Source organism: Sediminivirga luteola (genome assembly GCF_014639315.1).
Classification (GTDB): domain Bacteria; phylum Actinomycetota; class Actinomycetes; order Actinomycetales; family Brevibacteriaceae; genus Sediminivirga; species Sediminivirga luteola.
The window spans coordinates 86209-109732 of the sequence record NZ_BMFY01000002.1 but is presented as its reverse complement, the minus strand read 5'-3'; the positions used below and the strand labels follow the sequence as shown (position 1 = coordinate 109732).

General features: G+C 69.8%; 21 protein-coding genes. 3 read left to right on the top strand and 18 right to left on the bottom strand.

Features of this window, described 5'->3' with window-relative positions; genetic code table 11:
* Nucleotide 1: 1 nt before the first annotated feature.
* The 12 genes from IEW13_RS02270 to aztB form a co-directional block, all read right to left on the bottom strand.
* Entirely contained in the window at nt 2-1249 is a 1248-nt protein-coding gene (locus IEW13_RS02270; RefSeq protein WP_188549305.1) for a Dyp-type peroxidase, read from the bottom strand.
* Nucleotides 1242-1865 (bottom strand): copper chaperone PCu(A)C, encoded by a 624-nt coding sequence (locus IEW13_RS02265; RefSeq protein WP_188549304.1) that lies wholly within the window; start codon nt 1863-1865, stop codon nt 1242-1244. Before IEW13_RS02265 ends, IEW13_RS02270 begins: the two co-directional genes overlap by 8 nt.
* Nucleotides 1866-1978: 113 nt before the next feature.
* Nucleotides 1979-3433 (bottom strand): PepSY-associated TM helix domain-containing protein, encoded by a 1455-nt coding sequence (locus tag IEW13_RS02260; protein WP_188549303.1) that lies wholly within the window; start codon nt 3431-3433, stop codon nt 1979-1981.
* Between the two features lie 479 nt (nt 3434-3912).
* Nucleotides 3913-4524, bottom strand: a complete 612-nt coding sequence (locus IEW13_RS02255) for a hypothetical protein (protein ID WP_188549302.1) — start codon at nt 4522-4524, stop codon at nt 3913-3915.
* 45 nt (nt 4525-4569) lie between these two features.
* A complete protein-coding gene (locus tag IEW13_RS02250) occupies nt 4570-5709 on the bottom strand; it encodes an alpha-hydroxy acid oxidase (protein WP_188549301.1) in 1140 nt (379 codons plus the stop codon).
* 167 nt (nt 5710-5876) lie between these two features.
* Nucleotides 5877-6632: an amino acid ABC transporter ATP-binding protein gene (locus IEW13_RS02245; RefSeq protein ID WP_188549522.1), complete on the bottom strand. Its 756-nt coding sequence runs from the start codon at nt 6630-6632 to the stop codon at nt 5877-5879.
* Between the two features lie 9 nt (nt 6633-6641).
* The gene (locus tag IEW13_RS02240) at nt 6642-7526 is read right to left on the bottom strand and encodes an amino acid ABC transporter permease (protein WP_188549300.1); all 885 of its coding nucleotides are present in this window, start codon (nt 7524-7526) and stop codon (nt 6642-6644) included.
* 4 nt (nt 7527-7530) lie between these two features.
* Nucleotides 7531-8469 carry an ABC transporter substrate-binding protein gene (locus IEW13_RS02235; protein WP_188549299.1) on the bottom strand — a complete coding sequence of 313 codons (939 nt, stop codon included), beginning with the start codon at nt 8467-8469 and terminating at the stop codon, nt 7531-7533.
* A gap of 475 nt (nt 8470-8944) precedes the next feature.
* Nucleotides 8945-10207, bottom strand: coding sequence for a zinc metallochaperone AztD (aztD, locus tag IEW13_RS02230; protein ID WP_188549298.1), 1263 nt, complete (start codon nt 10205-10207; stop codon nt 8945-8947).
* A gap of 31 nt (nt 10208-10238) precedes the next feature.
* The gene (gene aztC, locus IEW13_RS02225) at nt 10239-11159 is read right to left on the bottom strand and encodes a zinc ABC transporter substrate-binding protein AztC (protein ID WP_188549297.1); all 921 of its coding nucleotides are present in this window, start codon (nt 11157-11159) and stop codon (nt 10239-10241) included.
* A 10-nt stretch (nt 11160-11169) separates the two neighbouring features.
* Entirely contained in the window at nt 11170-12396 is a 1227-nt protein-coding gene (locus tag IEW13_RS02220) for a PQQ-binding-like beta-propeller repeat protein (RefSeq protein ID WP_188549296.1), read from the bottom strand.
* A 29-nt stretch (nt 12397-12425) separates the two neighbouring features.
* Entirely contained in the window at nt 12426-13250 is an 825-nt protein-coding gene (aztB, locus tag IEW13_RS02215; RefSeq protein WP_188549295.1) for a zinc ABC transporter permease AztB, read from the bottom strand.
* A 32-nt stretch (nt 13251-13282) separates the two neighbouring features.
* Between aztB and aztA the strand changes: the two genes are divergently transcribed.
* From aztA to IEW13_RS02200, 3 genes are all read left to right on the top strand, one after another.
* Nucleotides 13283-14020, top strand: a complete 738-nt coding sequence (gene aztA / locus IEW13_RS02210) for a zinc ABC transporter ATP-binding protein AztA (RefSeq protein ID WP_229744880.1) — start codon at nt 13283-13285, stop codon at nt 14018-14020.
* A 142-nt stretch (nt 14021-14162) separates the two neighbouring features.
* Nucleotides 14163-15686 carry a DEAD/DEAH box helicase gene (locus IEW13_RS02205; protein ID WP_188549293.1) on the top strand — a complete coding sequence of 508 codons (1524 nt, stop codon included), beginning with the start codon at nt 14163-14165 and terminating at the stop codon, nt 15684-15686.
* A gap of 222 nt (nt 15687-15908) precedes the next feature.
* The gene (locus IEW13_RS02200) at nt 15909-16646 is read left to right on the top strand and encodes a hypothetical protein (protein WP_188549292.1); all 738 of its coding nucleotides are present in this window, start codon (nt 15909-15911) and stop codon (nt 16644-16646) included.
* A 145-nt stretch (nt 16647-16791) separates the two neighbouring features.
* Here IEW13_RS02200 and IEW13_RS02195 read toward each other — a convergent pair whose 3' ends face one another.
* From IEW13_RS02195 to IEW13_RS02170, 6 genes are all read right to left on the bottom strand, one after another.
* Nucleotides 16792-16947, bottom strand: a complete 156-nt coding sequence (locus IEW13_RS02195) for a hypothetical protein (protein ID WP_188549291.1) — start codon at nt 16945-16947, stop codon at nt 16792-16794.
* Nucleotides 16948-17394: 447 nt separating this feature from the next.
* A complete protein-coding gene (locus tag IEW13_RS02190) occupies nt 17395-18051 on the bottom strand; it encodes an MOSC domain-containing protein (protein ID WP_188549290.1) in 657 nt (218 codons plus the stop codon).
* On the bottom strand, nt 18048-18518 hold the full coding sequence (locus tag IEW13_RS02185; RefSeq protein WP_229744879.1) for a Fur family transcriptional regulator: 471 nt from the start codon (nt 18516-18518) through the stop codon (nt 18048-18050). The genes IEW13_RS02190 and IEW13_RS02185 overlap by 4 nt, the downstream gene beginning before the upstream one ends.
* Before the next feature lie 98 nt (nt 18519-18616).
* Entirely contained in the window at nt 18617-20296 is a 1680-nt protein-coding gene (locus tag IEW13_RS02180) for a thiamine pyrophosphate-binding protein (RefSeq protein WP_188549289.1), read from the bottom strand.
* Complete coding sequence (locus IEW13_RS02175; RefSeq protein WP_188549288.1) at nt 20293-21654, bottom strand: MFS transporter; 1362 nt, start codon at nt 21652-21654, stop codon at nt 20293-20295. The genes IEW13_RS02180 and IEW13_RS02175 overlap by 4 nt, the downstream gene beginning before the upstream one ends.
* A complete protein-coding gene (locus tag IEW13_RS02170) occupies nt 21651-23378 on the bottom strand; it encodes an amidohydrolase (protein ID WP_373283530.1) in 1728 nt (575 codons plus the stop codon). The genes IEW13_RS02175 and IEW13_RS02170 overlap by 4 nt, the downstream gene beginning before the upstream one ends.
* Between the last annotated feature and the right edge of the window lie 146 nt (nt 23379-23524).

Genomic DNA, 23524 nt, shown 5'->3' with positions numbered 1-23524 from the left:
CCTATTCCAGCAGGGTCTCCCCGATGTAGCCGTCCGCACCGCAGCCCGGCGGCACGGCGAACACCGCCGAGCCTACCGGCGTGGTCCACTGGTTGAGCAGATCGAGCTCGTCCAGTCTGCGCTGGATCGGCACGAACTGCCGGTCCACATCGGCCTGGCAGGACATGAAGATCATCCCCGAGTCCGAGATCTGCCCCGCCGGCGGCGGATCGTCGTAGTTGTAGGATCGGCGGACGATCCGCTCCCGGGGATTCTCACTGCGGGCCCGGCGGATGTGCGCGAACGGCGGGATCACGGTGAACCCTTGTGCGTTCAGCGCCTCGAAGTCCGGCTCGTCGTGCTCGTTCCCGCCGGTCAGCGGTGCGCCGTTGCCGAGGGTCCGGCCCACGGACTGTTCCCGGCCGGGACGATCCAGCCGGTCCCAGCCCTCCAGGTCCATGTGGATGCGCCGGATCACCAGGCTCGTGCCGTCGGCCAGCCAGCCCTCGCGGCACCACACCAGCTGGTCGAAGTCCTCCGAGCCGGGCGCCGGGTTGACCGTGCCGTCGATCTGCCCGAACAGGTTCCGCATCGTGGTCCCACCGGGTTCCGTGCCGCGGGCACGGCGGAAACCGCTCTGGGTCCAGCGGATGCCGGTGAAGGCGCGGGCGTCCTTCAGCAGCATCCGTACGGCGTGGGCCACGGTGACGGGGTCGTCGGCGGCCACCTCGATCAGCAGATCGCCGTCGCAGTACGCCGGGTCCAGCCGGTCGACGCCGAACCCCGGCAGCGCCGCGAGCCAGGACGGCGGGGCCTGTCCGGCGGTGTCGACGAGGCCGGGCCCGAACCCGAACGTCACCGTCAGCCGGGCCGGGACGAGCGCCAGCTCCGGTTCGCTGTCGGCGAGCGGCACCTCGCCCTGGGTCAGCCGCGCGGCGTCCTGGGAGAGCAGGCGCATCATCCGCCGCAGATCGTCCCGCCCGGTGCCGGGCCGCAGGTCCAGGGCGAGCAGCGTGGCGTGTGCCTGCCCGGTGGTGAGGATCCCGGCCTGATGCTTCCCGTGGAAGGGGACCGTCGCGGTGCCGTAGGCGTCTTCCGGCGGTGGTTCGGCGGTGCCGTCCCGGCGGGCGGCCAGGCCGAAACCGCCGGCCCCGGCGCCCAGGATCCCGGCGCCGATGGCCGCCCCGCCCAGCAGCTGCCGTCTGCGGAGCCCGGCGGGCGGCCCGGTGTGGGCGTCCCGGTTCCCGGCGGCGCGGGGGTCGTCACTCATCGTCGTGGCCTTCCTCGCCGTGTTCGCCGTGACCGTCGTGCTCGTCCTCGGCGTGCTGTTCGTCGCTGTCGCTGCCGGCACCATCGGCATGCCCCTCGTGCTCGTCCTCCTCGCCGGGGACGTAGTGCTCCTGCGCCCCGCCGTACTCCTTAGCGACGGCGGAGAAGTCCAGGGTGGAGTCATCGTCGAAGACGATGGTGAAGGCCACCTCGTCGCCGGGCCGCACCGGTTCGGCGAGGTCCATCAGCATGAAATGGTTCCCGCCCGGTTCCAGCAGGAACTCGCCGCCGGCCGGCAGGGAGAACTCGGTGGTCTCGCGCATGAGCATCTCGCCGGCCTCGTTCTCCACCGTCTCGTGCAGTTCCATCGGCGAGATCGGGCTGCGGACCTCAACGACCGTCACGGGTTCCTCCGCGGCGTTGCGCAGCACTCCGAACGCGGAGGTCATTCCCTCGTCGGCGGCTTTGACCCAGACGTCGTCGATCGTGACGGCATCGGCGGCAGGGGCGTCCTCGGCCGGTTCCGGCTGGGCGCCGCCGGCACAGGAGGTGAGGAGGACCGCGGCGAGGGCGCCGGCGGTGACTGCGGTGAGGCGTCGTGCGGTACGGGTGATCATGATGGTTCCCTTCGTGCTGTGTTCGGTGCGATGTACGTGATCTGCTGGCTGTGTATCGCGGAAAGCGCGGTGAATCCCGCGGAGGACACGTGAGCGCGATTGCCTGTGAGTGTTCATGCGGCCGGGCGCCTTCCCGCACGTCGCCGCCCGAGTACGGCCACGAGCGCATCGAACGCGAGGAACGCCAGGAGACTCCAGCCCCAGAGCGGCAGCAGGACGCCGATGCCCACGGCCAGGAGCGCCAGGACGATCCGCGCCGCCCAGGGCACGCGGCCCAGGACCCGTGCGGGATCGGTCAGGGTGAAGCCGGGCCGCCGCTGCCACCACATGCGATAGCCGAGCACCACGAGCGTGGCGATGCCCAGTCCCAGGACCAGTAGGACCAGCTGGTTGGCCAGCCCGAACATCGAGCCCATGTGCAGATCGATGCCCCAGCGGCTGAGCTTGGCCGCGAGCGGGAACTCGGCGAAGTCCGTGCGGTCGGTGACGTCGAGGGTCCGGCCGTCGATCGCGACCGAGTCGACCTGGGTGGGCCAGCTGCGCTGGATCTCCTGGACGACCCAGGCGCTGCCGGCTTCGGCCGGGGGACGGATCTCTACCTCACCGGTGTCGATGTTGACGTCGCGGCCGGCCGAGAGCACCGCATCGAAGGTCGCCGGATTCGGCCCCTCCCCGGGCTGCGTCGTCGGCGCCGGCCCGGCCTGGTGGGTGTGGTGCGCGTGGTCGCCGCTCGTCTCGCCCGCCGCGCCATCCTCCTCGGTCAGGCTGGTGCTGAGCGCCGGCGTCTGCCAGCCGAGCTGCTCCCGCAGGAGGGAGACGTTCGCACCGCCGTACTGGGACCAGGTGATGCCGGTGGCGGAAAGCGCCAGGGCGCCGAGGACGAGCCAGAACCCCAGGGAGGCGTGCAGGCTTACGGTGCGCCAGCGTCCGGGCGCCCGGCGGTTCGGGCGCAGCAGGCCGCGGCGGTGCCCTCGGATCCAGGCCGCGGCCCACAGGCCGAGACCGGACAGGGCGATGACCCACAGCCAGGAGGCGGCCAACTCGCTGTACAGCCGGCCCGCGTCGCCCAGATGCAGGCCGCGGTGGAGCTGGTCGATCCAGTTCCGCAGCGGGAGGGCGCCGGAGGTGCCGTAGACGGTGAGGTCGCCGAGTACCTCCCCGGTGCCGGGATCGACGAAGACCGCGCGGTGCTCGCTGGGGCCCAGCCCGGGATCGTGGTACATCACGCGCGTGGTGGCTCCGGGCTCCGGTGCGGGCCGGACCGCCGCGAGGGAGGCCGCCTCGGTGCCGGTGCCGGCGTACCGGTGGGCCGCGGCGATCTGCTCGGCCAGGGGCAGCGGCGGGCCGTCGCTCCGGGCGTTCAGCTGCTCGGCGTAGAGGATCTTCTCCAGTTGCGGGGTCAGCGCGTAGGCGGCTCCGGAGAGCGCGGCGATCAGGATGAACGGCCCGATGAACAGGCCGGCGTAGAAATGGAGGCGTTTGAGCAGCGGGAGGAGCCAGGGTTCCGGTTCCGGGGGCGAGCCGGACTCCGCGGTTCGTTCCGTGGTGGGTCGGGTCGGGATTGTCATGGGACTCTTCTCAAGGTCTGGGCATGACCGCGGAGGGCATGCGGGAAGGGTGCGCGCCGCCGAGGCAGCGGCCGGTGCGGCACTGCCGTATTCGCCGGGCGCTTCGATGTCGAAAGCTCCGCCAGGGACGTTCGGCCGCGGGTCATCGCACCGACCACGAGTTCCCCTGCGTGATACCCGGGCGTCATGCCAGGACCGGACCGTGGACGGCTGCGTCCTCGGCTGAAGCTCGTGGTGCGTGCGGGAGGTCGCGTGCTGCACGGATGGCTGTGGTCAGGCGTGCAGCGGAGCGAGCCGGAGCGCGTGACACCGCAGCCGCCGTGGCGGAGCAGAGAGAGTGCGCGGAACACAGCCCGGACGGATCAGAGCGTGCCGACGCTGCTGATGACCTCAGCAGCCGTGGCAACGGCGGTGACGCCGGCATCGCTGATGTGCGCCCCGGGGATCCCGGCGGCGCTGCTTATCCGTTCATGCTGTGTTCAGTCGTTCAGCGGAGGTCCGCGCCCAGGTGCCGTGCTGAGATCGGCGGACCGGGCGAACACCGGCGCGCTGCAGGCGATCGCGGCGACGGGCCGGCTCTGCGGGGTGCTGGCGGGCGGCTCCGGCAGTGGCAGGAGCGCGCCGATCAGCCGGGCGAGGCGGAGGAGCGCCGTGAGGATTCGCTCGCCGTGGTAGATGAGGGTGGTGGTCAGCGTCGCCGCGACCAGGTGGGAGAGCCACATGAGCGGTCCGGCGTCATCGCCCTGCGCGGTCGCCGGGACTGCTTGCAGCAGGGCGGCAGATGCGGCGTGGTGCGCATGCGGGTCCGCGACCGTCCCTGCGGCCGCTGTGGCAGTGCCCGTTGCTCCCAGCAGGAACAGCTGGTGGAAGAGTGCCTGGCTGGCGAGGACAGAGACGGAGATGCGGGTCAGGGACAGCGCGCGTCCGGCCAGCAGCACGCAGACGAAGGAGGAGAGCAGCAGCGGCACCAGGACCCCGGCGAGGGCCGGTGCGGGACCGCCGCCCATCAGGTGGAAGAGCAGCGCGAGGAGCGTCGCCACCACGGCGGACAGGATGCCGCGGAGGAGCTGAGCCGGTGTGCGCTGCCTCATGCCCGTGATTCTACGTTACGTAGAGCTGTGAGTCGCTGACGTGCCTCAGGCGAAGACTGACTCGTCGACCTCCGTGATCGTCGTCGTGCCGGTCAGCCCGGCGACGGTCCTCAGCTCGGAGGCGACGATGTCGAGCACGCGTCCCACGCCCTTCTGCCCGGCCGCCGCCAGGCCATAGGCGACGGGGCGGGCCAGGCCGACCGCCCGCGCGCCGAGGGCCAGGGCCTTCAGCGCGTCCTCGCCGCGCCGCACGCCGCCGTCCAGGTACACCTCGGCCTTGCCCCCGACGGCCGCGCGGATGCGGGGGAGCACCTCGATGGTCGCCGGCTGCGAGTCGAGCTGCCGCCCGCCGTGATTGGAGACGTACAGCGCGTCGGCGCCGATCTCGTGCACGGCGGTGCGGGCGTCGTCGGCGTTCATGATGCCCTTGATGACCAGCTTTCCCGGCCAGGCGTCCCGCACCCGGCGCACATCGTCCCAGTCCACCGAGGGGACGCGGTTGCGCTCCTCGAAGGCGATCATCTCCCGGATGCCGATCGGCTTGCCGCCGGGACGGTAATTGCCCCAGGTGAAGGGACGGCCGGTGAGGTAGCGGTACACCCAGCCGGGCTTCGTCCCGGTGTTGACGAAGTCCTTGACGGAGAACCGCGGGGGCATCGAATCCAGGCCGTGGTGGTAGTCGCGATCGCGCTTGGACCCCAGGCCCACGTCCCCCATCAGGATGAGCGTGGAGACGCCGGCCTTGCGGGCGTCCGCGATGTGCTGCCAGAACAGGTCCTCCTCGGTGAGGAAGGACAGCTGCGCCCATACCCGGTCGGCGTCGATGCGGGCCACCTCGGCGATCCCGATGCCGGACTTGGCGGAGTGCATGAACAACAGTTCGCGTTCGCTGGCGGCGCGCGCGGCCGCCAGGTCCGCCTCCGGGTGGAACCCGCCGAGCAGTCCCATCGGCGCGACGAAGACCGGGGCGGACATCGGCACCCCCAGCATGGTGGTGCTCATGTCCATTTGCGAGACGTCGACGAAGCTGCGCAGCTTGAGCAGGTGCTCCATGAAGGCCGCCCGGTTGCGGTCCCGGGTGTGCTCCTCATGGCTGGCGCCGGCGATGTAGTCGTAGATCATCGCCGGCAGCTTCCGCCGCGCGGCGGCCTCGACGTCGTGCAGATTGACAATGCGTCGGTTCACGTGACTGTGTTCTCCTCGTCCTCGGATTGTGATTGCCCTCTGCGGGGCTCGTCAGCTGTGTGCGCGCGCTCGGGTGCGGTGCGCGCGGGAATGGCGTGCGGTCCGGTGCGCTGGGGGTGGCGAGTCCGGTGCCGGCTGGCCGCGCCGCACCCGTCAGACGCCGGCGGTCAGTGGCTCACCGCGGCGAAGAAGGCGCGGGCGCGTTCGGTGGAGGGGTTGTCGATCACCTCGTGGGAGGGGCCCTGCTCGACGATCTCGCCGCCGTCCATGAAGATCACCCGGTTCGAGACCTCCCGGGCGAAACCCATCTCATGGGTCACGACGATCATGGTCATGCCCTCCGCGGCCAGCCGGCGCATGACCGCCAGCACCTCGCCCACCAGCTCGGGGTCGAGGGCGGAGGTGGGCTCGTCGAAGAGCATCAGCTTGGGCTTGAGCGCCAGGGCGCGGGCAATGGCGACGCGCTGCTGCTGCCCGCCGGAGAGCTGTCCCGGATACGCGTCCGCCTTCTCCTCCAGGCCCACCAGCTCCAGCAGCTCGGCGGCCTCGCGGCGCACATCGGCGGCCTTGGCGCGCTGCACCCACAGCGGCCCGCAGGTGATGTTCTCCAGCGCGGTCATGTGCGGGAACAGGTTGAAGCGCTGGAAGACCATGCCGATGCTGCGCCGCTGGGCGGTCAGGGCCGACTCGGGCAGCTCGTGCAGGACGTTGCCCTCCTGCCGGTATCCGATCGTCTCGCCGTCCACCACGATCCGCCCGCCGTCGGGCCGTTCCAGATGGTTGATGCAGCGCAGGAACGTGCTCTTGCCGGAGCCGCTGGGACCCAGGATGCACACCACCTCGCCGCGTTCGACCTCAAGGCTGATGTCGTTCAGGACGACATTCTTGCCGAATGACTTGCGTACCTTCTGCGCGCTCACCATCGTCATGGCTCAGCCCTTCCTCGCCGTGTTCTGCACGGCATCGCTCTGCCCGAATCGGCGTTCGATCCGGGACTGGAAGAACGACAGGATCACCGTGACCGTCAGGTACCAGAGGGACGCGACGATCAGCAGGGGGATCACCTTGTAGTTCTGGGAGTAGATCTGCTGGACGTTGGTCATGAGATCGTTGCCGGCGATCACCGAGACCAGGGAGGAGGTCTTCAGCACGGTGATCGTCTCGTTGCCGGTCGGCGGGATGACCACCCGCATGGCCTGGGGCAGGATGATCTTGCGCATGATCAGGCCGGGGGACATGCCCATGGCGGCCGCGGCCTCGCGCTGGCCCTGATCGACCGAGCGGATGCCGCCGCGGATGATCTCGGCCATATAGGCGACCTCGTTCAGGCCCAGCGCCAGGATCGCGGCGCCGGTGGCGGAGATCAGCGAGGAGGTGGGCACGTCGACGAAGGTGATGTCGGTGAACGGGATGCCCACCGCGATCCGGGGGAAGAACGCCCCCAGGAACCCCCAGAAGAGGATCTGCACCAGGGTCGGGATGCCGCGGAACACCGTGATGTATCCCCACGCGACGATGCGCAGCACGGGGTTCTTGGACATGCTCATGAGCGCCATCAGCACGCCGCCGACGATGCCCAGCAGCATGCTCGCCACGGTCAGGTACAGCGTGACGAGCAGGCCGTTGATCGTCACCTGGGCGAAGAGGTAGTTGCCCACGGTGGGCCAGTCGAAGTTGGGGTTGGTGACGATGGCCCCGGCCAGGGACACCGCCAGCACGCCGACGACGATCGCCGCCAGCGTGCGGCCGTAGTGCCGGCGGGGGCGGATGACGAACTCGTCGGCATCCCGTTCGAGCTGGTCTGCGAGTTTCTGCATGGCGCTAGTCGTCCTCTCCTAGACGGGACAGGTGCGGGTGGTCGATCGCGGTGAACTCCAGCCCGTAATGCTCGAAGATCGTCTGGTAGGTGCCGTCCTCGATCAGCTCCTCCAGGGCCGTGATCATGGCTTCGGCGAGCTCCGGGCTGTCCTTGGGCAGCCCGATGGCGACGTAGCCCTCCTCGGTAGAGGCGCGCGGCCCGTCCTCGTCGACGAAGGCGCGCAACTGGTCGTTCGCGGCGGCAGCGGAGATCAGCACGGGTGAATCGCCCACGGCGGCGTCGACGCCACCGGTGAACAGGGCGAGCTGGATGTCGGTGATGGAGGGGTAGAAACGCGAGTCGATGGGTTCCTCGCCCTCGTCGACGCACAGCTCGGACTCGGCGGTGATGAGCTCGTGCTGGATGGCGCCGGACTGCATGCCGACGGTCAGGCCGCACAGGTCCTCATAGCCCTGGACGTCCTCATCCGTGGCCGCCGTCATGATCCCGGTCCCGCCGATGGTGGCGTAGTTGACCAGGTCGAGCTCCTGCTCACGCTCCGGGGTGGCGCGCAGGGTGGCCATGATGGCGTCGTAGCTGCCAGCCTGCAGGCCCGGGATAAGGCCGTCGAAGGGCTGCTGGACGAAGCGGACGTCCAGGCCGAGGGCGGCGCCGATGGCGGTTCCCAGGTCCACCTCCAGGCCGGTGAGCTCCTGGCGGCCGGGCGCGGTGAACATCTCATAGGGCGGGTACGGGGCGTTCGTCGCGATCACGAACTCGTCGCCTTGGCTCCACGGCTCGGGCAGCAGCGCGGGGTCTGCGGCCCGGTCCAGGAGCGCGGGGTCGACGCCCTCGTTCTCCGGCGGCACCTGGCAGCCGGCGAGGGCGAGGGCGCATACGAGCACCGCGCCCAGGAGGCCCCCGCCGCGGAGGCGGGGGAAATGCGGAGGTGAGCTGATCATGACGCACCTATCGTTGAGATGACAGGTGCGGAACCGGAAGCGGCACGCGTATGGATGCTCCGATGCCCCCGGTGCCCGGCGAGCACCGGGACGGTGCCGGGCGAGTGCCGGGTGCGGGGAGTGCGGCGGATGCGGCTGCCCCCGGTTCCGCACAGGCGGATACGGCGGGCGCAGCGGCCTAGTCCATGGCGCGGAGCACGTGGCGCAGCTGAGGAGCCTTGAGGCTTCCTTCAGTCGGTGCGGCCACGGTGAACGGCTCCTTCATGCTTCCAGGACGATGGATGTGATGCTGCTCGCATCGAGAACCAAGTAAACCCCATGCGCGGGCAAAAGGGAAGCGCCCTGGGGTCTTGGAGGAGGCGTATGCAGGTCATGTCGGTTGCGACTGCCCGCGAACGTCGCCGGAGACGCCGGACGGCCCCCGGCAGAGACCGCCGGGGGCCGTTCGAGGAGCGCCGCAGGGCGCGAGGGAGACTCAGCCGGTGACGCCGGTGAGCTCGTTCGTCGCCTGGGGCAGCTCAGCGGACTCGGTCACCTCGCCGGAGGCCAGGTCCACGATGTGGAGCTCCTGGCTGGCGGGCTCGCTGACATAGGCCAGGCCGTCCTGCACGAACAGCGTCGGCCGCGGCTGCTGCCACTCCATCGGCTCTTCCCACGCCTCGGTGACGGGGATGGAGCCGGTGACCTCGCCGGCCTCGACGTCGATCACATGCAGGCTGCCGTCGGTGCCCAGGACCAGGCCTTCCCCGTCCGGGCCGCGGCCCAGGGAGCGGAAGCTGTACGAGGTCCCCAGATCCACCAGGGTCAGCTCGCCGGTCTCGGTGTTCGTCAGGCTCACGCGCTCGGGGCGCTCCAGATCCGCATCCTCGTCCACCTTGTAGTCGCCTAGGACCACAGGCGACTCATCCGAGCCGGCCTGGTTGCCGATGCGGCCGTAGGAGTCGGGCGCATCGACCTTGGTGAACTCGCCGTCCTGGTAGATCAGGATGCCGTCCTGGCAGCCCACCACGATGGCCTCGTCCTGAGCGGCGGCCTCGCCGTGCACGCCGGGGCATTCCTCGCTGCGGGCGATCTCCTCGCCGTTCTCGTCCACGACGAGGGCGCCGGTGCGCTCCTCCTCGTTGCCGATGGTGTACAGCAGCTCGCCGTTCTCCAGCTCGACCGCGACGCCGTGGTGCGGCTCCTCGGTCTCCTGCACCTCCGGTTCGGGTGCGCCCTCCAGGAACGACTCGGAGTCGAAGATCTGGATCTTGCCGTCGCCGTCGCTGAACAGCACGGTCTTGCCGGCGTGACGGACGACGTGCCCGGGGGTGTCACCTTCGTAGACGGTGTCGGTCAGTGCCGGATCGCCGGCGTAGCTGTGGCCGTGGTCGCCGTGCGCCTCGGTCCACACGCCGGCGTCGAAGAGCTGGAAGCCCTCGGGCACGGAGACGAACACATGGCGCCCGTCACCGGCCGGGTTGACCCGGATGAAGCCGTCCAGCGGGGTGTCGTCGAGGACTTCAAGCGTCTGCGCGTCCAGGGTCAGCAGGCCGCCGTCGTAGGTGGCGACCAGCCGCGGCTGGGGCGCGTCCACCTCCTCGGCGTCCGCGTGCCCCTCCTCGCCGTGCTCGTGTTCCTCCGCGTGGCCGTGCTCGTCCTCATGACCGGCTTCCTCGGCGCCGCCGCTCTGGCACCCGGCCAGCAGCATGGCGGCGGCTGCGAGGGCCGCCAGCGGACGGATGGGACGTGTGATCATTCATCTCTCCTTCGTAGTTCCTGCCGTGGTCTCAGGGATTGCGGGTGAGGGCCTCAGCCATGCGAGTGGCGTTGACCCGTTGCATGTCGATGTAGGTGCCGGCCTCGTCGCCTGGCTCGGTGAGGGACTCCGAGTACAGCGGCACGATCTCCACGTCCAGGCCGGTCTCCTCGGCGAGCACCTCGGCCAGCCTCTGCGGCTGGGAGGAATCGGCGAAGATCGCGGGGACCCCGGCCTCGGTGATGGCCTCGGAGAGGTCCCGCAGATCCGCGGCCGAGGGCGAGGCCAGCGTGGTGCCGCTGGGCAGGACCGCGCCGATCACCTCGAACCCGTAGCGGTCGGCGAGATAGCCGAACACGTGGTGGTTGGTCACGAGTTTCCGGCGCTCGGGCGGAATGTCCTCCAGCGTCGTCGTGATCTCCGCATCGAGGTCCTCCAGCTGCGCGCGGTAGGCCTCGGCACCGGCCCGGATCTCCTCGCCCAGGCCGCCGGTCTCCTCCAGGGCGTCCACGACGGCGTCGACGGCGGCGATCATGCGCGCAGGATCGGTCCAGAAGTGCGGATCGGGCTGCCCGGCGGACTCGCCTTCGCCGTACTGCAGCGGGTCGATGTGCTCGCCGACCTCCAGCACCGGCACGCCCTCGGCGCGGGCGTTCTCCAGGTGTGCCTGCAGTCCCTCTTCCAGGCCGAGGCCGTTGGCGACGATGAGGTCCGCCGATTCCATTGCACCGGCCTGCCGGGCTGAGATGCCGAAGGAATGCGGGTCGGCATTGGGTTCCATCAGCGTGAGCACCTCGCCGCCATCGCCGACCACGTTCTCCACCACGTCGCCGAGGATGTTCGTCGTCACGACGATCGTGGGTGCCGAGTCGTTCGGAGTGCACGCCGTGCCGGCGGCAGCGAGCAGCACGATCTGCGCGCTGGCCAGGAGCGCGCCTCGGACGCGGTTCATGAGCCGTCCCTCACCGTCCGGTCACGGCCAGCGAGGAGGGATGCCCGCCGAGTTCCAGGACGCGGGCCTCGCGCAGGCCGTCGGCCGCATCGAGCTCGAGCACGCGCCCGCCCGCCGGATCGCTGACGTAGGTGCGCTCGCGGTCGACGACGACGGAGGGGCCGCTGCCGTGGCCGTCTCCGGAACCGGCATCGGCGAGGAGCTCGCTCTGGGCGAGGACCTCACCGTTTCCGGCGTCCACCGCGTAGCCGGTGCCGTGCTCGTCGAGGGCCACCACGACCGAGTCGTCCGGTGCCACGTCCAGGCTGGTCACCGGCGCGTCCGTGCTGACCGTGTGCCACTGACCGGAATCCGCGTCGAGGATCAGGATCCCGGCATCGCCGGCTGCCGCGGCGACCACCTCGCGTCCGGCGGACAGGGACCAGGCCCGTTCGCCGTCGGCCTCGTCCGGGTAGGGGAGAAGTTCGGCGTTCAGGTCCTCGTCCACCTGCAAGACGCCGTCCTCACAGGCGAACAGGACGCCCGCGCGCGTCGCGGCGGTCCCGTGCAGTTCCGTGCAGGTCTCCGGCAACGGTGTTGCCGTGCCGTCCGGGCCGTAGGCGACCACTTCGGAGGGCAGGTCGTCGGTGGCATCGGCCGGGACCGTGGACAGGACATCGTCGCCGAGCGGTACCGCCACGCCGTGGTGCGGCCCCGGCTCCACGGAGTTCAGTTCGGTGAGCTCCCCGTCGCCGAGCGGGGACCGGTCGTAGACCCGGGCGGCTCCGTCGCCGTCGAAGAAGAAGGCCACGGCGGAGTCGTGCGCCACCACGTGCGCGGGATCGGTGCCGGGCACATCGCCGACGACGGAGGGCTCCGCCCGGTAGTAGTGCTTGTGGTCGCCGTGGTCGACCGTCCAGACTCCGCTGTCCACGATGCGCGCGGCACCGGCGTCCTGGTCGGTCAGGTAGAGGTACCGCTGGTCGGCCGCGGCCAGACTGGTGCCGGGAGCGTTCTCGACCTCGGTGACGACCTCTTCGCTGACGAGATCGACGAGGGTCAGGGTTCCGGTCTCCGTGTCGAGGGAGGCGAGGCGGAGCTGAGGCTCATCGGCTTCCTCGGCGCCCTCGACGTAGCCGTGCGGGACGGCGGAGGTCTCCTCGGCGGCGGGGGCGGTGCTCTGCTGCTGGCACGCCGACAACGCGAGCAGGGACACCAGAGCGGCGGCGGAAACGGACAGACTGCGGTTGCAGGGCATAAGTGCTTTCTAATTAATAATGAGTGTCATTAACGAACAAGAGCGATGATACACCGCTTGCCGAGCAGCGTGACGAAGAAGACCAGGACGGTCAGCAGGGCGATGGTGGCCCCTGCTGCCGTCTCCGCGTACCAGCTGATGAGAAGGCCGGCGTAGGTGAGGAGCGCACCCAGGGCGGCGGCCGCCAGCATGATGGTGCGCACCCGGGAGAACATCAGCGCCGCCGTGGCCGGCGGGCCGATCAGCAGGCCGAAGACCAGGAGGGTGCCCACGATCTGGAAGGAGGCCACGGTCGCCAGCCCGGTGAGCGCGAGCATCGCGAGGTGTGCCCAGCGCGGGCGCAGCCGGAGGGTGGCGGCGATGCGCTCATCGAAGGACAGGGCCATGAAGGGGCGGTGCAGCACCAGGCACGCCACGATGCCCAGTGCGGTGCTGACGGCCAGGGCGGCAAGATCGCTGCGGCGCACGCCCAGGACGTCCCCGAACAGGAACGCGGTCAGATCCACCGCGAACGAGCGGGAGTGCGAGACCAGCACGACGCCGAGGGCGAGCATGCCGACGAAGAGAAGGCCGATGCCGACGTCCTGGGAGAGCCGGGACTCCTTCGTCACCCACACCACTCCGGCGGCCATCGCCATGGCGCTGGCCGCCGCGCCCAGGAGGAGGTTCCCGCCCAGCAGTGCGGCGATGGCTACGCCCGGCAGCATGCCGTGGGACAGCGCGTGGGCGAAGAACGCCAGCCCCCGCAGGATCACCCAGGTGCCGACGCAGGCGCAGAGGACGGCGGCCAGGCAGCCGGCGATGAGGGCGCGGGCGACGAAGGAGACCTCGAAGGGCGCGATCAGGAATTCCATCGGATAACAGTAACGGTTATTATTAAGCGGTGGTGAACGCGATCGAACTCTCGGACGTCAGCTGCCGGTACCGGCGGCAACTCGCCCTCGACCACGTCACAGCGACATTGCCGGCGGGCAGGGTGACGGCGCTGGTGGGGCCGAACGGCTCGGGAAAATCGACCCTGCTGGCGGCGTTGGCCGGGGTCCTGCCGCTGGCCGGCGGTCAGATCAGGAACCTGCCGGAGGACATCGCCTTCGTGGTTCAGCGCAGCGCGGTTCCCGATTCTCTTCCCATCACCGTGCGGCAGACCGTGGAGATGGGCCGCTGGCGCCGGCGCGGCGCATGGGGCCGACTGCGCCGGGAAGACCACCAGATCGTCGACGAGGCGATGGCGCGCCTGGGGCTCAGCGAGCTTGCCGGCCGGCAGCTGGGAACGCTCTCGGGCGGACAGCGTCAGCGTGCCCTCGTGGCGCAGGGACTGGCGCAGCGCGCCGCGCTGATCCTGCTGGACGAGCCGCTCGCGTCGGTTGATGTGCGGGCGTCGGAATACATCGCCGGAGCAGTGCAGGACGCCCGGGCCGACGGCGCGACCATCGTGATCGCCACCCACGAGCGGGATCAGGCGCGGCAGGCCGATCACGTGCTGCATCTCAGCCGCGGAGCTCTCCTGCACGAGGGCCCGCCGGGGGCTGCGGCCGGGCCTTCCTCGGCAACGGGCGCGATGACAGCGTCCCGGGCGTCAGGGGAGCATGCCGGCCGGCGCGGCCCCGCCGGAGCGAGTCGCTGACCCGCTTGCCGTCAGTTCTGCTATACGTGCCCGTCCGGAAGTACCGCGGCCCGGGATCGCCGGCGGGATCACGTCCTGGTTCCTGGTGAATCGCACCCGTCATTAGCCGCCGCCGCGGAAAGCGCGTACGCTTAAGGTGCGGATGCGTTCAGTCTTGCCTCGCTCCGCCGCCGGGGACATCGTTCCCCGCCTCATCGTGGCGAGACATCCCCAAGCCACAGTGAGCTGGTACGTGTCTTCTTCTTTCGCGGACTTCGGTCTGCCCTCTGCCCTTATCGACCCTCTGACCGCCCAGGGCATCACGGTGCCCACACCGATCCAGGCGGCGACGCTGCCGGACTCCCTCGCCGGGCGCGATGTGCTCGGCCGTGGCCGCACCGGATCCGGTAAGACCTACGCCTTCCTGCTGCCGCTCGTCGCCCGGCTGGAAGCCAGCGCGACGAAGGCGCGGCCTGGCCGCCCCCGCGCGCTCATCCTGGCCCCGACGCGTGAGCTCGTCGGCCAGATCGAAGCGTCCCTGAAGCCCCTGGCCGAGGCCACCGGCCTGCGCACGCAGACCGTATTCGGCGGTGTCGGCCAGAACCCGCAGGTGGCGGGGCTGCGCCGCGGCGCTGATGTGGTGCTCGCCTGCCCGGGCCGTCTGGAAGACCTCATCTCCCAGGGCCACTGCGATCTGGGCGATGTCGAGATCACCATCCTGGACGAGGCCGACCACATGGCCGACCTCGGCTTCCTTCCCGTGGTGCGGCGCGTGCTGGACACCACCCCGCGCGACGCCCAGCGACTGCTGTTCTCCGCCACGCTGGACAGCGGCGTGGACAAGCTGGTCAAGCGCTACCTGCACTCGCCGGTCACCCACGAGGCGGACTCCGCGCAGTCGCCCGTGGCCACCATGGACCACCACGTGCTTCACCTGGGCCGCGAGCAGCGGCTCCCGGTCCTGGTAGACCTGGCCAGCGCACCCGGCCGCACCGTGGTCTTCACCCGGACCAAGTACGGGGCCAAGGGCCTGGCCCGCCAGCTCAACCGCAGCGGCGTCCCGGCGGTGGAACTGCACGGCAATCTCTCGCAGAACGCCCGCACCCGGAACCTCGACGCGTTCCACAGCGGCGCCGCGGCGACGCTGGTGGCAACCGACATCGCGGCCCGCGGGATTCACGTCGACGATGTGGCCCTCGTGATTCACGCTGATCCGCCCACCGAGCACAAGGCCTACCTGCATCGTTCCGGTCGCACCGCCCGCGCCGGTGCCGCCGGCACCGTGGTGACCCTCATGACGGACGACCAGGTACGCGATGTGCGCGCACTGACCCGTGCGGCGGGCATCAGCCCGACCGTGACCCGCATCGGCGGCCCGGATCATCCGGTGCTCGCTGAACTGGCACCGGGCGACCGGGAGACCGTCGAGGGCGGCTGGACGCCTCCCTCGGCTCCGGTGCAGGCCCCCGCGGCCCGCGCGCCGCGCTCGGGCGGCGGACGCGGTGGCAGGCGCTCCGGCCGTGGCCGTGGTGGCTCGCAGAACGCCTCGGCGAACGGCCGCGCGGCGGAGACCCCGGCAGGTGCGGCATCGCATGCGCCGTCGAATCCGGGTGGCGGAGCCGGCTCCGGCGGCGGGCGCTCCCGCAACCGGCGTCGCCGCCGGCCCTCGGGCTCCCGCCAGGGCTGATCAGCCGGTGCGCGGCACAGCGTTGCCGCGCACCGCGCCTGTTGTCCGGACTCTGCGGCGGAAGACGCGACCGTGCCGGGCGAAGCGCTCGTCTGTTCTCCACCCGTGCCGTACGGATAGCGCCGAAAACGCGGTCGTACCGCCCTGCACGGTGTGGGCTTGCGGGTCAGACCGGCCAGATCGTGGGATAGGCCTAGAGCACCTGGGCCTACACTCGGAGCTGTGAAACCGATGTCCCGCATCTTCCCAGGCTGGCGTGCACTCGGACTTGCGGCGGCAGCCCTTGCGGCTGGCTTTACCCTCAGTGGTTGCTCCCTTCTCGAAGACCCCTACGAGACCGCACCGGCCGAAAAGGAGATCGACACCCACACGCCCCAGGCGAATCCGTTCGCCACCACGCCACCCGGTGTGTGTCCGGAACCATGGCGGTCGCTGGAGAACCGGGTGATGACTCCTCGCGGGTTCGTAAACCCTAGCCTCACCCCGATCTTCGCGGGCGATCCGGACATGGCTGATGTCACCTATCATGACCGCTATGACGAATACTCGGAGGAAACTGACCCTCGCCGCGCACTCCTTGTGGTGTCGCTGGACGAGACTTATTCCGAGTGGTTCGAGCCCGACCACCTAGAAGACATCAGCCTCACGCCGATCGAGCGAGACAAGACGTACCAGATCTGCGGGGAGCCCCTTGACGTGGAGATCACCTACATCGGCATGGAAGAAAGTACCGGCCAGTTCGATGCCGCCGGTGTCTGGGAAGTCAGTGCGGATGAGCCGTTCTTCTCGCGCGAGGACGAAGTGAACGTGCAACTGAGGATTCTCGACACGAATATTGAAGGTCGCGCCGACGGGCGTTATGTGAAACGCCCTCCCGCGACCGATTTGTCGTGGGAAGGCGCGACGATGGCCGCAGCATTCCATTACCTGGAGTTCTACTACGAGAACCGGGGCAACTAGAACGACGGACGCTGCCAGAGTGTGCGCGGTCACTTCATGGGAGGAGGTGGCGTAGGATGGCTCTTCCTCTATCTGGGTTGTGCCTGATTCGTATGCCCGACGCGTTCTCGCCCCTCAACGCCCACTGGCGGAACCCTTCAGTGATTCAGTACTGAAAAGTAATAATGTAGAAGTACCACAAATTAAAGATGATGACGGGAGCGGTGACCAAGATCGCGGCGCAATCGGTCAGAACTCTGTAGGTTATTGAGATCTTGTTGCGCACCGGTGGCAGCAGGGCGACGGTGGCGGCGACTGCCACCAGTGCATAAATTCCAAGGAATCTTCCGATACTCAATTCCACAGAGTCGCTAGAGAGGGGGCTGAGTTCTCCTGCGTACCATATTAACAATAGCGGTAAGCAGCAAAGAAGCGTAATTCCCACATATGCAAGACGTAAAATAGCGAGACGGACTAATCGTGCGTCCTGCTGCCGTTTTGGAGATTCCATAGCACTTCCGTTTTGCTTGCAATGAAATTTTCCGGTATCAACCGAGGGGCGTAGTCGATGGTTGTAAAATCCGAAGATTTCGCACAGTCCGTAGTTTCACGCACCTACGGTCGATCGTCTCATTAATGCCATTGTAGCGCGCCAAAATTGGTTCACTTCTGCGTTACTCCGCGTCCAGGGATCACTGTGGGCTCGTACCTGGAGATTCACGGAGTCGCCAGTCGCGGCGCCCGACGGCTGGTCACCCTGAGGCGCGGCTCACCGCCGGCGGCGCGCCGCTTTCCGAGCGATCTTCTGCGCGATGGCCTCCGGCAGCACACCGGCGTCCAGGCAGGCATCGGCGGCTTCCAGATCTCCCATCAGCGCGAGGAACACGCGGTCCACGGTAATCGTGTGCCCGCCGGGCCGTTCGACCTCCACCGGAGACCCCGCCTCGATCGTGCCGGGCTCCAGCACGCGGAAGTACGCGCCCGTGCGGTTCTCCGCCGTGAAGCGCTTGACCCATCCGCGCACGCCCATCCGCTTGGCGAACGTCGCGCAGGGCACCCGCGGGCCGGTCACTTCCAGCACCACCGGACCCAGCGTCCACCGTTCACCGATCAGCGCGTGGCTGGGATCCAGGCCCGCGGTCGTGAGGTTCTCCCCGAACGTGCCGTGCGGCACCGCCTCGCCCAGCTCGCCGGACCAGAAAGCATAATCCTCCGCGGCGTAGGCGTAGACCGCCTGCAGATCGCCGCCGTGATGAGCCACGTCCCCGATGAAGTCGCCGGCCACTCCGCTGGGACCCTTGGCCACGCCGGGAGCTGCGACCACGGCGCGGGGCACGCGCTCCTTCGTGATCCCGGTGTGCTCGCCCGGACGGGCGGGATCCGGTCGTGCAGTCCCGACGTTGAGGGAGAGCAGCCGCCCGGTCATGAGCCGGCGGCGCGGTCCTGGTGGGCACTGCAGTCGCCGCAGACGCCGAACACCTCGATCGTGTGGCTGATGGAGGAGAAGCCGTGCCGCTCGCTGATGTCCTTGAGCCACTGCTCCGCCGGAGGCTCGATCTCCACCGCCTTGCCGCAGTAGCGGCAGACGAGGTGATGGTGATGGTCCGAGCTGGCGCAGGCGCGGTACAGGCGCTCGCCTTCGGGATTCGAGATGACGTCGACCTCGCCCTGCTCGGCGAGGCGGTTGAGCTGCCGGTATACCGTCGCCACGCCGACGCTCACCTCGGCGTCCTCGAGCCGGCGGTGCAGATCCCGTGCGGAGACGAACTCGTCCAGGGTGCTCAGCTCGGCGCGGATGGCCTCCTTCTGCGCGGTGCGCCGCGCCGCCGGTGCGTTCGGCTGGCCGGACGGGCCGCCCGGACTGTCGCCGGCGGGCGCCTGCATGCCGCTCATCGAACCTCCACATCACTGCCTTGAGAGCGAAGCCCCAGTATATAAGGCCGCGTTCATGGGAACGGCCCCGTGACGGGGCCATCGTGGACCTGATCGTTCTACAGGGTCAAGCCCAGCACCGTGGGCCCGTCTGCGGCGAAGGCTCCCCGCACCGCGGTATCGAGCTGCTCGCGCCACTGCGGTGCCGCTGCGCTCAGGGCGACCCCGCGGGCGCCCATGGCGGTGCCGAGTGCGGCGAAGTCGGGCCGGCGCAAGCGCACCCCGATATGCGGGATGTCCCGCTCGTCCATCTGCGCCTCGATCTCCTTGTAACCGCCGTTGTCCACCACGAGGAACAGCACCGGCAGTTCCAGCTCCACCGCCGTCATGATCTCCTGCACCGCGAACATCGCCGCGCCGTCGCCCACGATCGCCGCGACGGGACGCTCCGGGGCGCCCAGCTTGGCGCCGATGGCGGCCGGCAGCCCGTATCCCAGGGTGGCGTAGCCGGGCATGTACAGCAGCTGGCCGCAACCGCGGGCGACGAGGGCGTGCACTGTGCCGTCATAGGTCACCTGGGAGGAGTCCCCGGCGATCACGACATCGTCCCCGGCGGCTTCCTGCACGATCCGGGTGATCTCCGGCAGGATGCCGTCCAGATCGAAGTCGCCGGCCATGCGCTGCCGCAGGGAGGCGGCGCGGCCGGCCGGGCCGGACCCGGCATCATCGGAGGGCGACTGCGCCGCGGTCTCGCCCAGCTGGTCGAGAACGGCCCGCAGCCCCGCCTGCGCGTCCGTGCACAACAGCACATCGGAGCGCAGATTCTTGTGCATCTGATCAGGGTCGATGTCGATGCGGATCACCCGCGGCCCGCGCTGCCCGGGATGGGCGCCGATGCGCCCTCCCCACAGATCGGAGTCGGCCAGTTCCGAGCCGATCACCAGCAGGACATCCGCCTCCCGCGAGGCGTCCTGGACGGAGGCCAAGCGCACATTCGCGCCCAGGCTCAGCGGATGGTCTTCCGGCAGGACGCCCTTGCCGTTGGCCGTGGTCGCCACGGGCGCGCCCAGCCGCTCGGCCACGGTGCGCAGCTCGGCCGCCGCGCCCCTGGCGCCGCCGCCGGCCACGATCATCGGCGTCTGCGCGGCGCGCAGCAGCTCCGCGGCCTCCACGACCGGAGCCGGTGCGACGACCGGCTCGGGCAGCACCGCCGGTTCGGGCAGCTCGCTCAGCCACGGCCCCTCGAGCACGTCCAAGGGCACCTCGATGTGCACCGGCCCCGGCCGTTTGCGGCCGAACTCCTCGAAGGCGTCCACGACGGCCTGCGCGGCGGCCTCGGCGGTGCGCACCCGGCGGGACCACACCAGGAGGCGGGACAGCGCGCCGGAGGAGTCCTTCGTCTCGTGGAGCTGGCCCATGTCCTGGCCCTCCGTGCCCAGCGGCATGCCGGGAGAGATGAGCACCATCGGCCGGGACTCCGCATAGGCGGTGGCCGCGGCGGTGATGGCGTTCGTCAGGCCCGGACCGGAGGTGGTGATCACCACGCCGGGGCGTCCGGTCACCTGGTAGTAGCCGTCGGCCGCGTAGCCGGCGCCCTGCTCGTGCCGCGGGGTGACCGCGCGGATGCCCAGCGGTTCCAGGTGGCGGTAGAACTCCAGGTTGTGGGTGCCGGGGATCCCGAAGGCCATCTGGGCGCCGTGCCGTGCCAGGGCCGCGATGACGGCCAGGCCGCCGGTGCGCTGGGCAGGTCCCAGCGAGTCGATGTACTCCCGGATCCGTCCCTGGGGGAGGGCACTCATCGGCTCGCCTCCGCCGGCTCGTCATCGCGCAGCTGCGGCGCCAGGGCCACGCAGGCGACATTGAGAGCCGCGAACACCAGGAACAGCGCCACCACGGCCCAGATGGTGCCGGTCGCGTCGTAGAGGAAGGTGGCGGTCACCGGCGCCAGACCGCCGTAGATGGCCACGCCGATGCCGTAGGACAGCGACACGCTGGTGTAGCGGGCACGTGGCACGAACAGCTGTGACATGAAGGTGGCGGTGGGGGCGTAGGTCGCGGACATGGTCAGGCGCACGGCGCACACCAGCACGAAGATCAGCACCGTGTTGCCGGTGGAGAACGACAGGAACAGCGGGGCGATCAGGATGCCGGTGGAGATGACGCCCAGGTTGATGGTCCGGCGCCGGCCGATCTTGTCGCCCAGCGCCGCCATCGGGAGGGTCGCCAGCAGCTCCAGGAACGAGGCCAGGGTCATGGCGTTGAGGATGAGCGTGGTGGGCACGCCGACCTCGGGGCCGGTGGCGTAGGCCTGGGCGAAGGTGGTGGTGAGGTAGTAGCCGCCGGTGGCGACGGGGATGGCACCCATGCCGATCAGGATCGGCAGCCAGTTGCGGCGCAGCGCGAACATCACCGGCACCTCCTCGGCTGCCTTGTTCGCGGCTTTCTCGCCGGCCCCGGCGACGGCCGTCTCATCGGCGCCGGCCGCGGTCTTCGCGTCGTCCTCGAAGACGGGAGACTCCTCGACCCGGAACCGGATCCAGAACCCGATCGCGATCAGGACGATGGAGGCGATGAAGGGAATCCGCCAGCCCCAGTCGAGCAGGAAGTCGTCGCCGCCGAGGGAGATCAGGCTGAACGAGCCGGTGGCCAGCAGCGCGCCGGCCGGATTGCCCAGCTGCGGGAAACCGCCGTAGAAGGTCTTGGACTTCTCCGGGGCGTGCTCGACGGACATCAGGACCGCGCCGCCCCATTCGCCGCCCACGGCGATGCCCTGCAGCGCCCGCAGCGCCACCAGGAGCACGGCCGCCCAGGCGCCGATCTGCGCGTAGGTCGGCAGCAGGCCCACCATGAACGTGGCGGCGCCCATCAGCACCAGGGTCATGACCAGTGCCGGACGGCGGCCGAAGCGGTCGCCGATGTGCCCGAAGAGGATGCCGCCGAGCGGCCGGAAGAAGAACCCGACCGCATAGGTGCCGAAGGCCGCGGCGATGCCGACGAGCCGGTCGGCCTCGGGGAAGAACACGTGACCGAAGACCAGCGCGGCGGCGGTGGCGTAGATGTAGAAGTCGAACCACTCGATGGTGGTGCCCACGAAGGCGGCAAGCCCGGCTTTGCGGGCCTTGGCCGTGTCGTGGACGGGTGCGGGTTGAGTGCTCATGTTCCTGCTTCCCATTCGAGGCGGCCGCCGACCCAGGTCTGACGGACGCCGATACCGGAGATGGCCTCGGGCGCGACCTGCAAGGGGTCGGCGTCGAGGACGGTGAAGTCCGCGCGCTTGCCCGGCTCGAGCGAGCCGGTGTCGTCCTCCCGGCCCAGGGCACGGGCGGCGCGGATGGTGTGCGCGGCGAGGGCGTCCTCGGCGCTGACGGCCAGGTCGGGTCCGCCGTGCACGGCGCCGGACCTGGTGGCGCGGGTGACGGCGGTGCCGATCGCCGCGAGCGGGTGGGGCGGCGCGACGGGGGCGTCGGAGGACAGCGCATACGGCACGCCCGCCCTGACGAACTCCCCGAGCGGATTGAACCTGGCGCCCTCCTCGCCGATGGTCTCCAGGAGCCCGTCGCCCCAGTTGTAGTAGTGCTGCGTCTGGTTCACCGGGACGATGCCCAGCTCGGCGATCTGCTCGATCTGCGCGGGCGTCGGCAGGCCGCAGTGCTCGATCCGGTGGCGGGCGTCCTCGCGCGGGCTGTCCTGCTGGGCGGCGCGGACCGCGTCGATCACCATGCCCAGAGCGGTGGGCGACTGGGCGTGCGTGGCGGTCTGGATGCCGGCGGCATGCGCGCGGCGCACCATCTGGGCGTACTCCTCCGGCGCGTGGTACAGCTGGCCGCGTCGGCAGGGATCGTCCGCGTAACCGTGGGGGAAATAGGCGGTGGAGCCGCCCAGGGTGCCATCGGCGTAGAGCTTGATGCCGGCGTAGGCCAGGCGCGAGTTGCCGAAGGCGCCGTGCAGTCCGATCTCCAGCGCGGCGTCCAGCAGATGGGAGAGCAGGTACATGCTGATCCGCGTGGTCAGCTGCCCGGCCTCCGCCGCGCGCAGATAGGTGTCGAGTTCGCGCTTGGAGACCTGGGCGTCGCCGATGCTGGTCACGCCGCTGGCCAGGAACCGCTCCTGGGCGGCCGCCAGCTGGGCGAGGTGCTCATCGGGGGAGTCGGCGAGGTGGAAGTTCGGGCCGTGGTTGCCGACCTTCACGCCGTCCATGCCGGTGAGCATATTGCAGGCGGCATCGGAGACCTCGCCGGTGAGACGGCCCTCGGCGTCGCGGAAGAACTCGCCGCCGGGCGGATTGGGAGTGGACTCGTCCACTCCGCAGACGGCCAGCGTGTAGGAGTTCACGACACCGCCGTGCCCCGAGGCGTTCATCAGGTACACCTGGCGGTCGTCGGCCACCTGGTCCAGCTCCTCCTTGCGGGGATGCCGGCGTTCAGCCAGGTTCTTCTGCTCGTAGCCGTAACCGCGGATGGGCGTGCCCGGCGGCAGGGTCTCCTTGGCCGCTTTCAGCAGGGCGACGATCTCCGGGATGCTGCCGGCACGCTCGGGCGAGCAGTCCACCCAGCGCATCATCTGGCCGTACATGAGCGGGTGGGCGTGCGGATCGCTGAAGCCGGGCAGGACGACGGAGTCGCCCAGGTCCACGGTCTCGGGGGAGACGCCGGCCGGCGTGAGGACGCGGCCCGCATCGCGGGCGTCTTCGAGGGTGCCCAGGAAGGCGATCCGGTCATGATGGAGCACCATCGCCTGGGCGGTGTCCACGGCTTCTGCGGTCTCTGCCAGCGTGCGGATCAGGCGCGCCGTCACGATCCGGGGTGCCTGCGGTGCCGTCGCGGCGGCGCGGGGGTCACGGCCCGGTGCACCGCACGAGTCGAATGCGACCAGCTTGCGCAATCTTCATCCTCCTTGATCTTCACCTCGGCCTGCGTGGCGCCCGCCGAGGGATGCTTGGTGAATCTACTGCGGTACAGATCACACGGCAATCACACAAAGAGTTCTCATCTCCCCCTGTGCCTTCACTTTCCGGTGAGATGATGGCG

Coding starts and splice junctions, on each gene's coding strand:
- IEW13_RS02190 (WP_188549290.1), bottom strand. CDS start 18,051: ATGACCGGGCGGCTGCTCTCCCTCAACGTCGGGACTGCACGACCGGAT.
- IEW13_RS02185 (WP_229744879.1), bottom strand. CDS start 18,518: ATGAGCGGCATGCAGGCGCCCGCCGGCGACAGTCCGGGCGGCCCGTCC.
- IEW13_RS02245 (WP_188549522.1), bottom strand. CDS start 6,632: ATGGTGAGCGCGCAGAAGGTACGCAAGTCATTCGGCAAGAATGTCGTC.
- IEW13_RS02270 (WP_188549305.1), bottom strand. CDS start 1,249: ATGAGTGACGACCCCCGCGCCGCCGGGAACCGGGACGCCCACACCGGG.
- IEW13_RS02205 (WP_188549293.1), top strand. CDS start 14,163: ATGCGTTCAGTCTTGCCTCGCTCCGCCGCCGGGGACATCGTTCCCCGC.
- IEW13_RS02220 (WP_188549296.1), bottom strand. CDS start 12,396: ATGCCCTGCAACCGCAGTCTGTCCGTTTCCGCCGCCGCTCTGGTGTCC.
- IEW13_RS02265 (WP_188549304.1), bottom strand. CDS start 1,865: ATGATCACCCGTACCGCACGACGCCTCACCGCAGTCACCGCCGGCGCC.
- aztB (WP_188549295.1), bottom strand. CDS start 13,250: ATGGAATTCCTGATCGCGCCCTTCGAGGTCTCCTTCGTCGCCCGCGCC.
- IEW13_RS02240 (WP_188549300.1), bottom strand. CDS start 7,526: ATGCAGAAACTCGCAGACCAGCTCGAACGGGATGCCGACGAGTTCGTC.
- IEW13_RS02260 (WP_188549303.1), bottom strand. CDS start 3,433: ATGACAATCCCGACCCGACCCACCACGGAACGAACCGCGGAGTCCGGC.
- IEW13_RS02235 (WP_188549299.1), bottom strand. CDS start 8,469: ATGATCAGCTCACCTCCGCATTTCCCCCGCCTCCGCGGCGGGGGCCTC.
- aztD (WP_188549298.1), bottom strand. CDS start 10,207: ATGATCACACGTCCCATCCGTCCGCTGGCGGCCCTCGCAGCCGCCGCC.
- IEW13_RS02180 (WP_188549289.1), bottom strand. CDS start 20,296: ATGAGTGCCCTCCCCCAGGGACGGATCCGGGAGTACATCGACTCGCTG.
- aztC (WP_188549297.1), bottom strand. CDS start 11,159: ATGAACCGCGTCCGAGGCGCGCTCCTGGCCAGCGCGCAGATCGTGCTG.
- IEW13_RS02175 (WP_188549288.1), bottom strand. CDS start 21,654: ATGAGCACTCAACCCGCACCCGTCCACGACACGGCCAAGGCCCGCAAA.
- IEW13_RS02255 (WP_188549302.1), bottom strand. CDS start 4,524: ATGAGGCAGCGCACACCGGCTCAGCTCCTCCGCGGCATCCTGTCCGCC.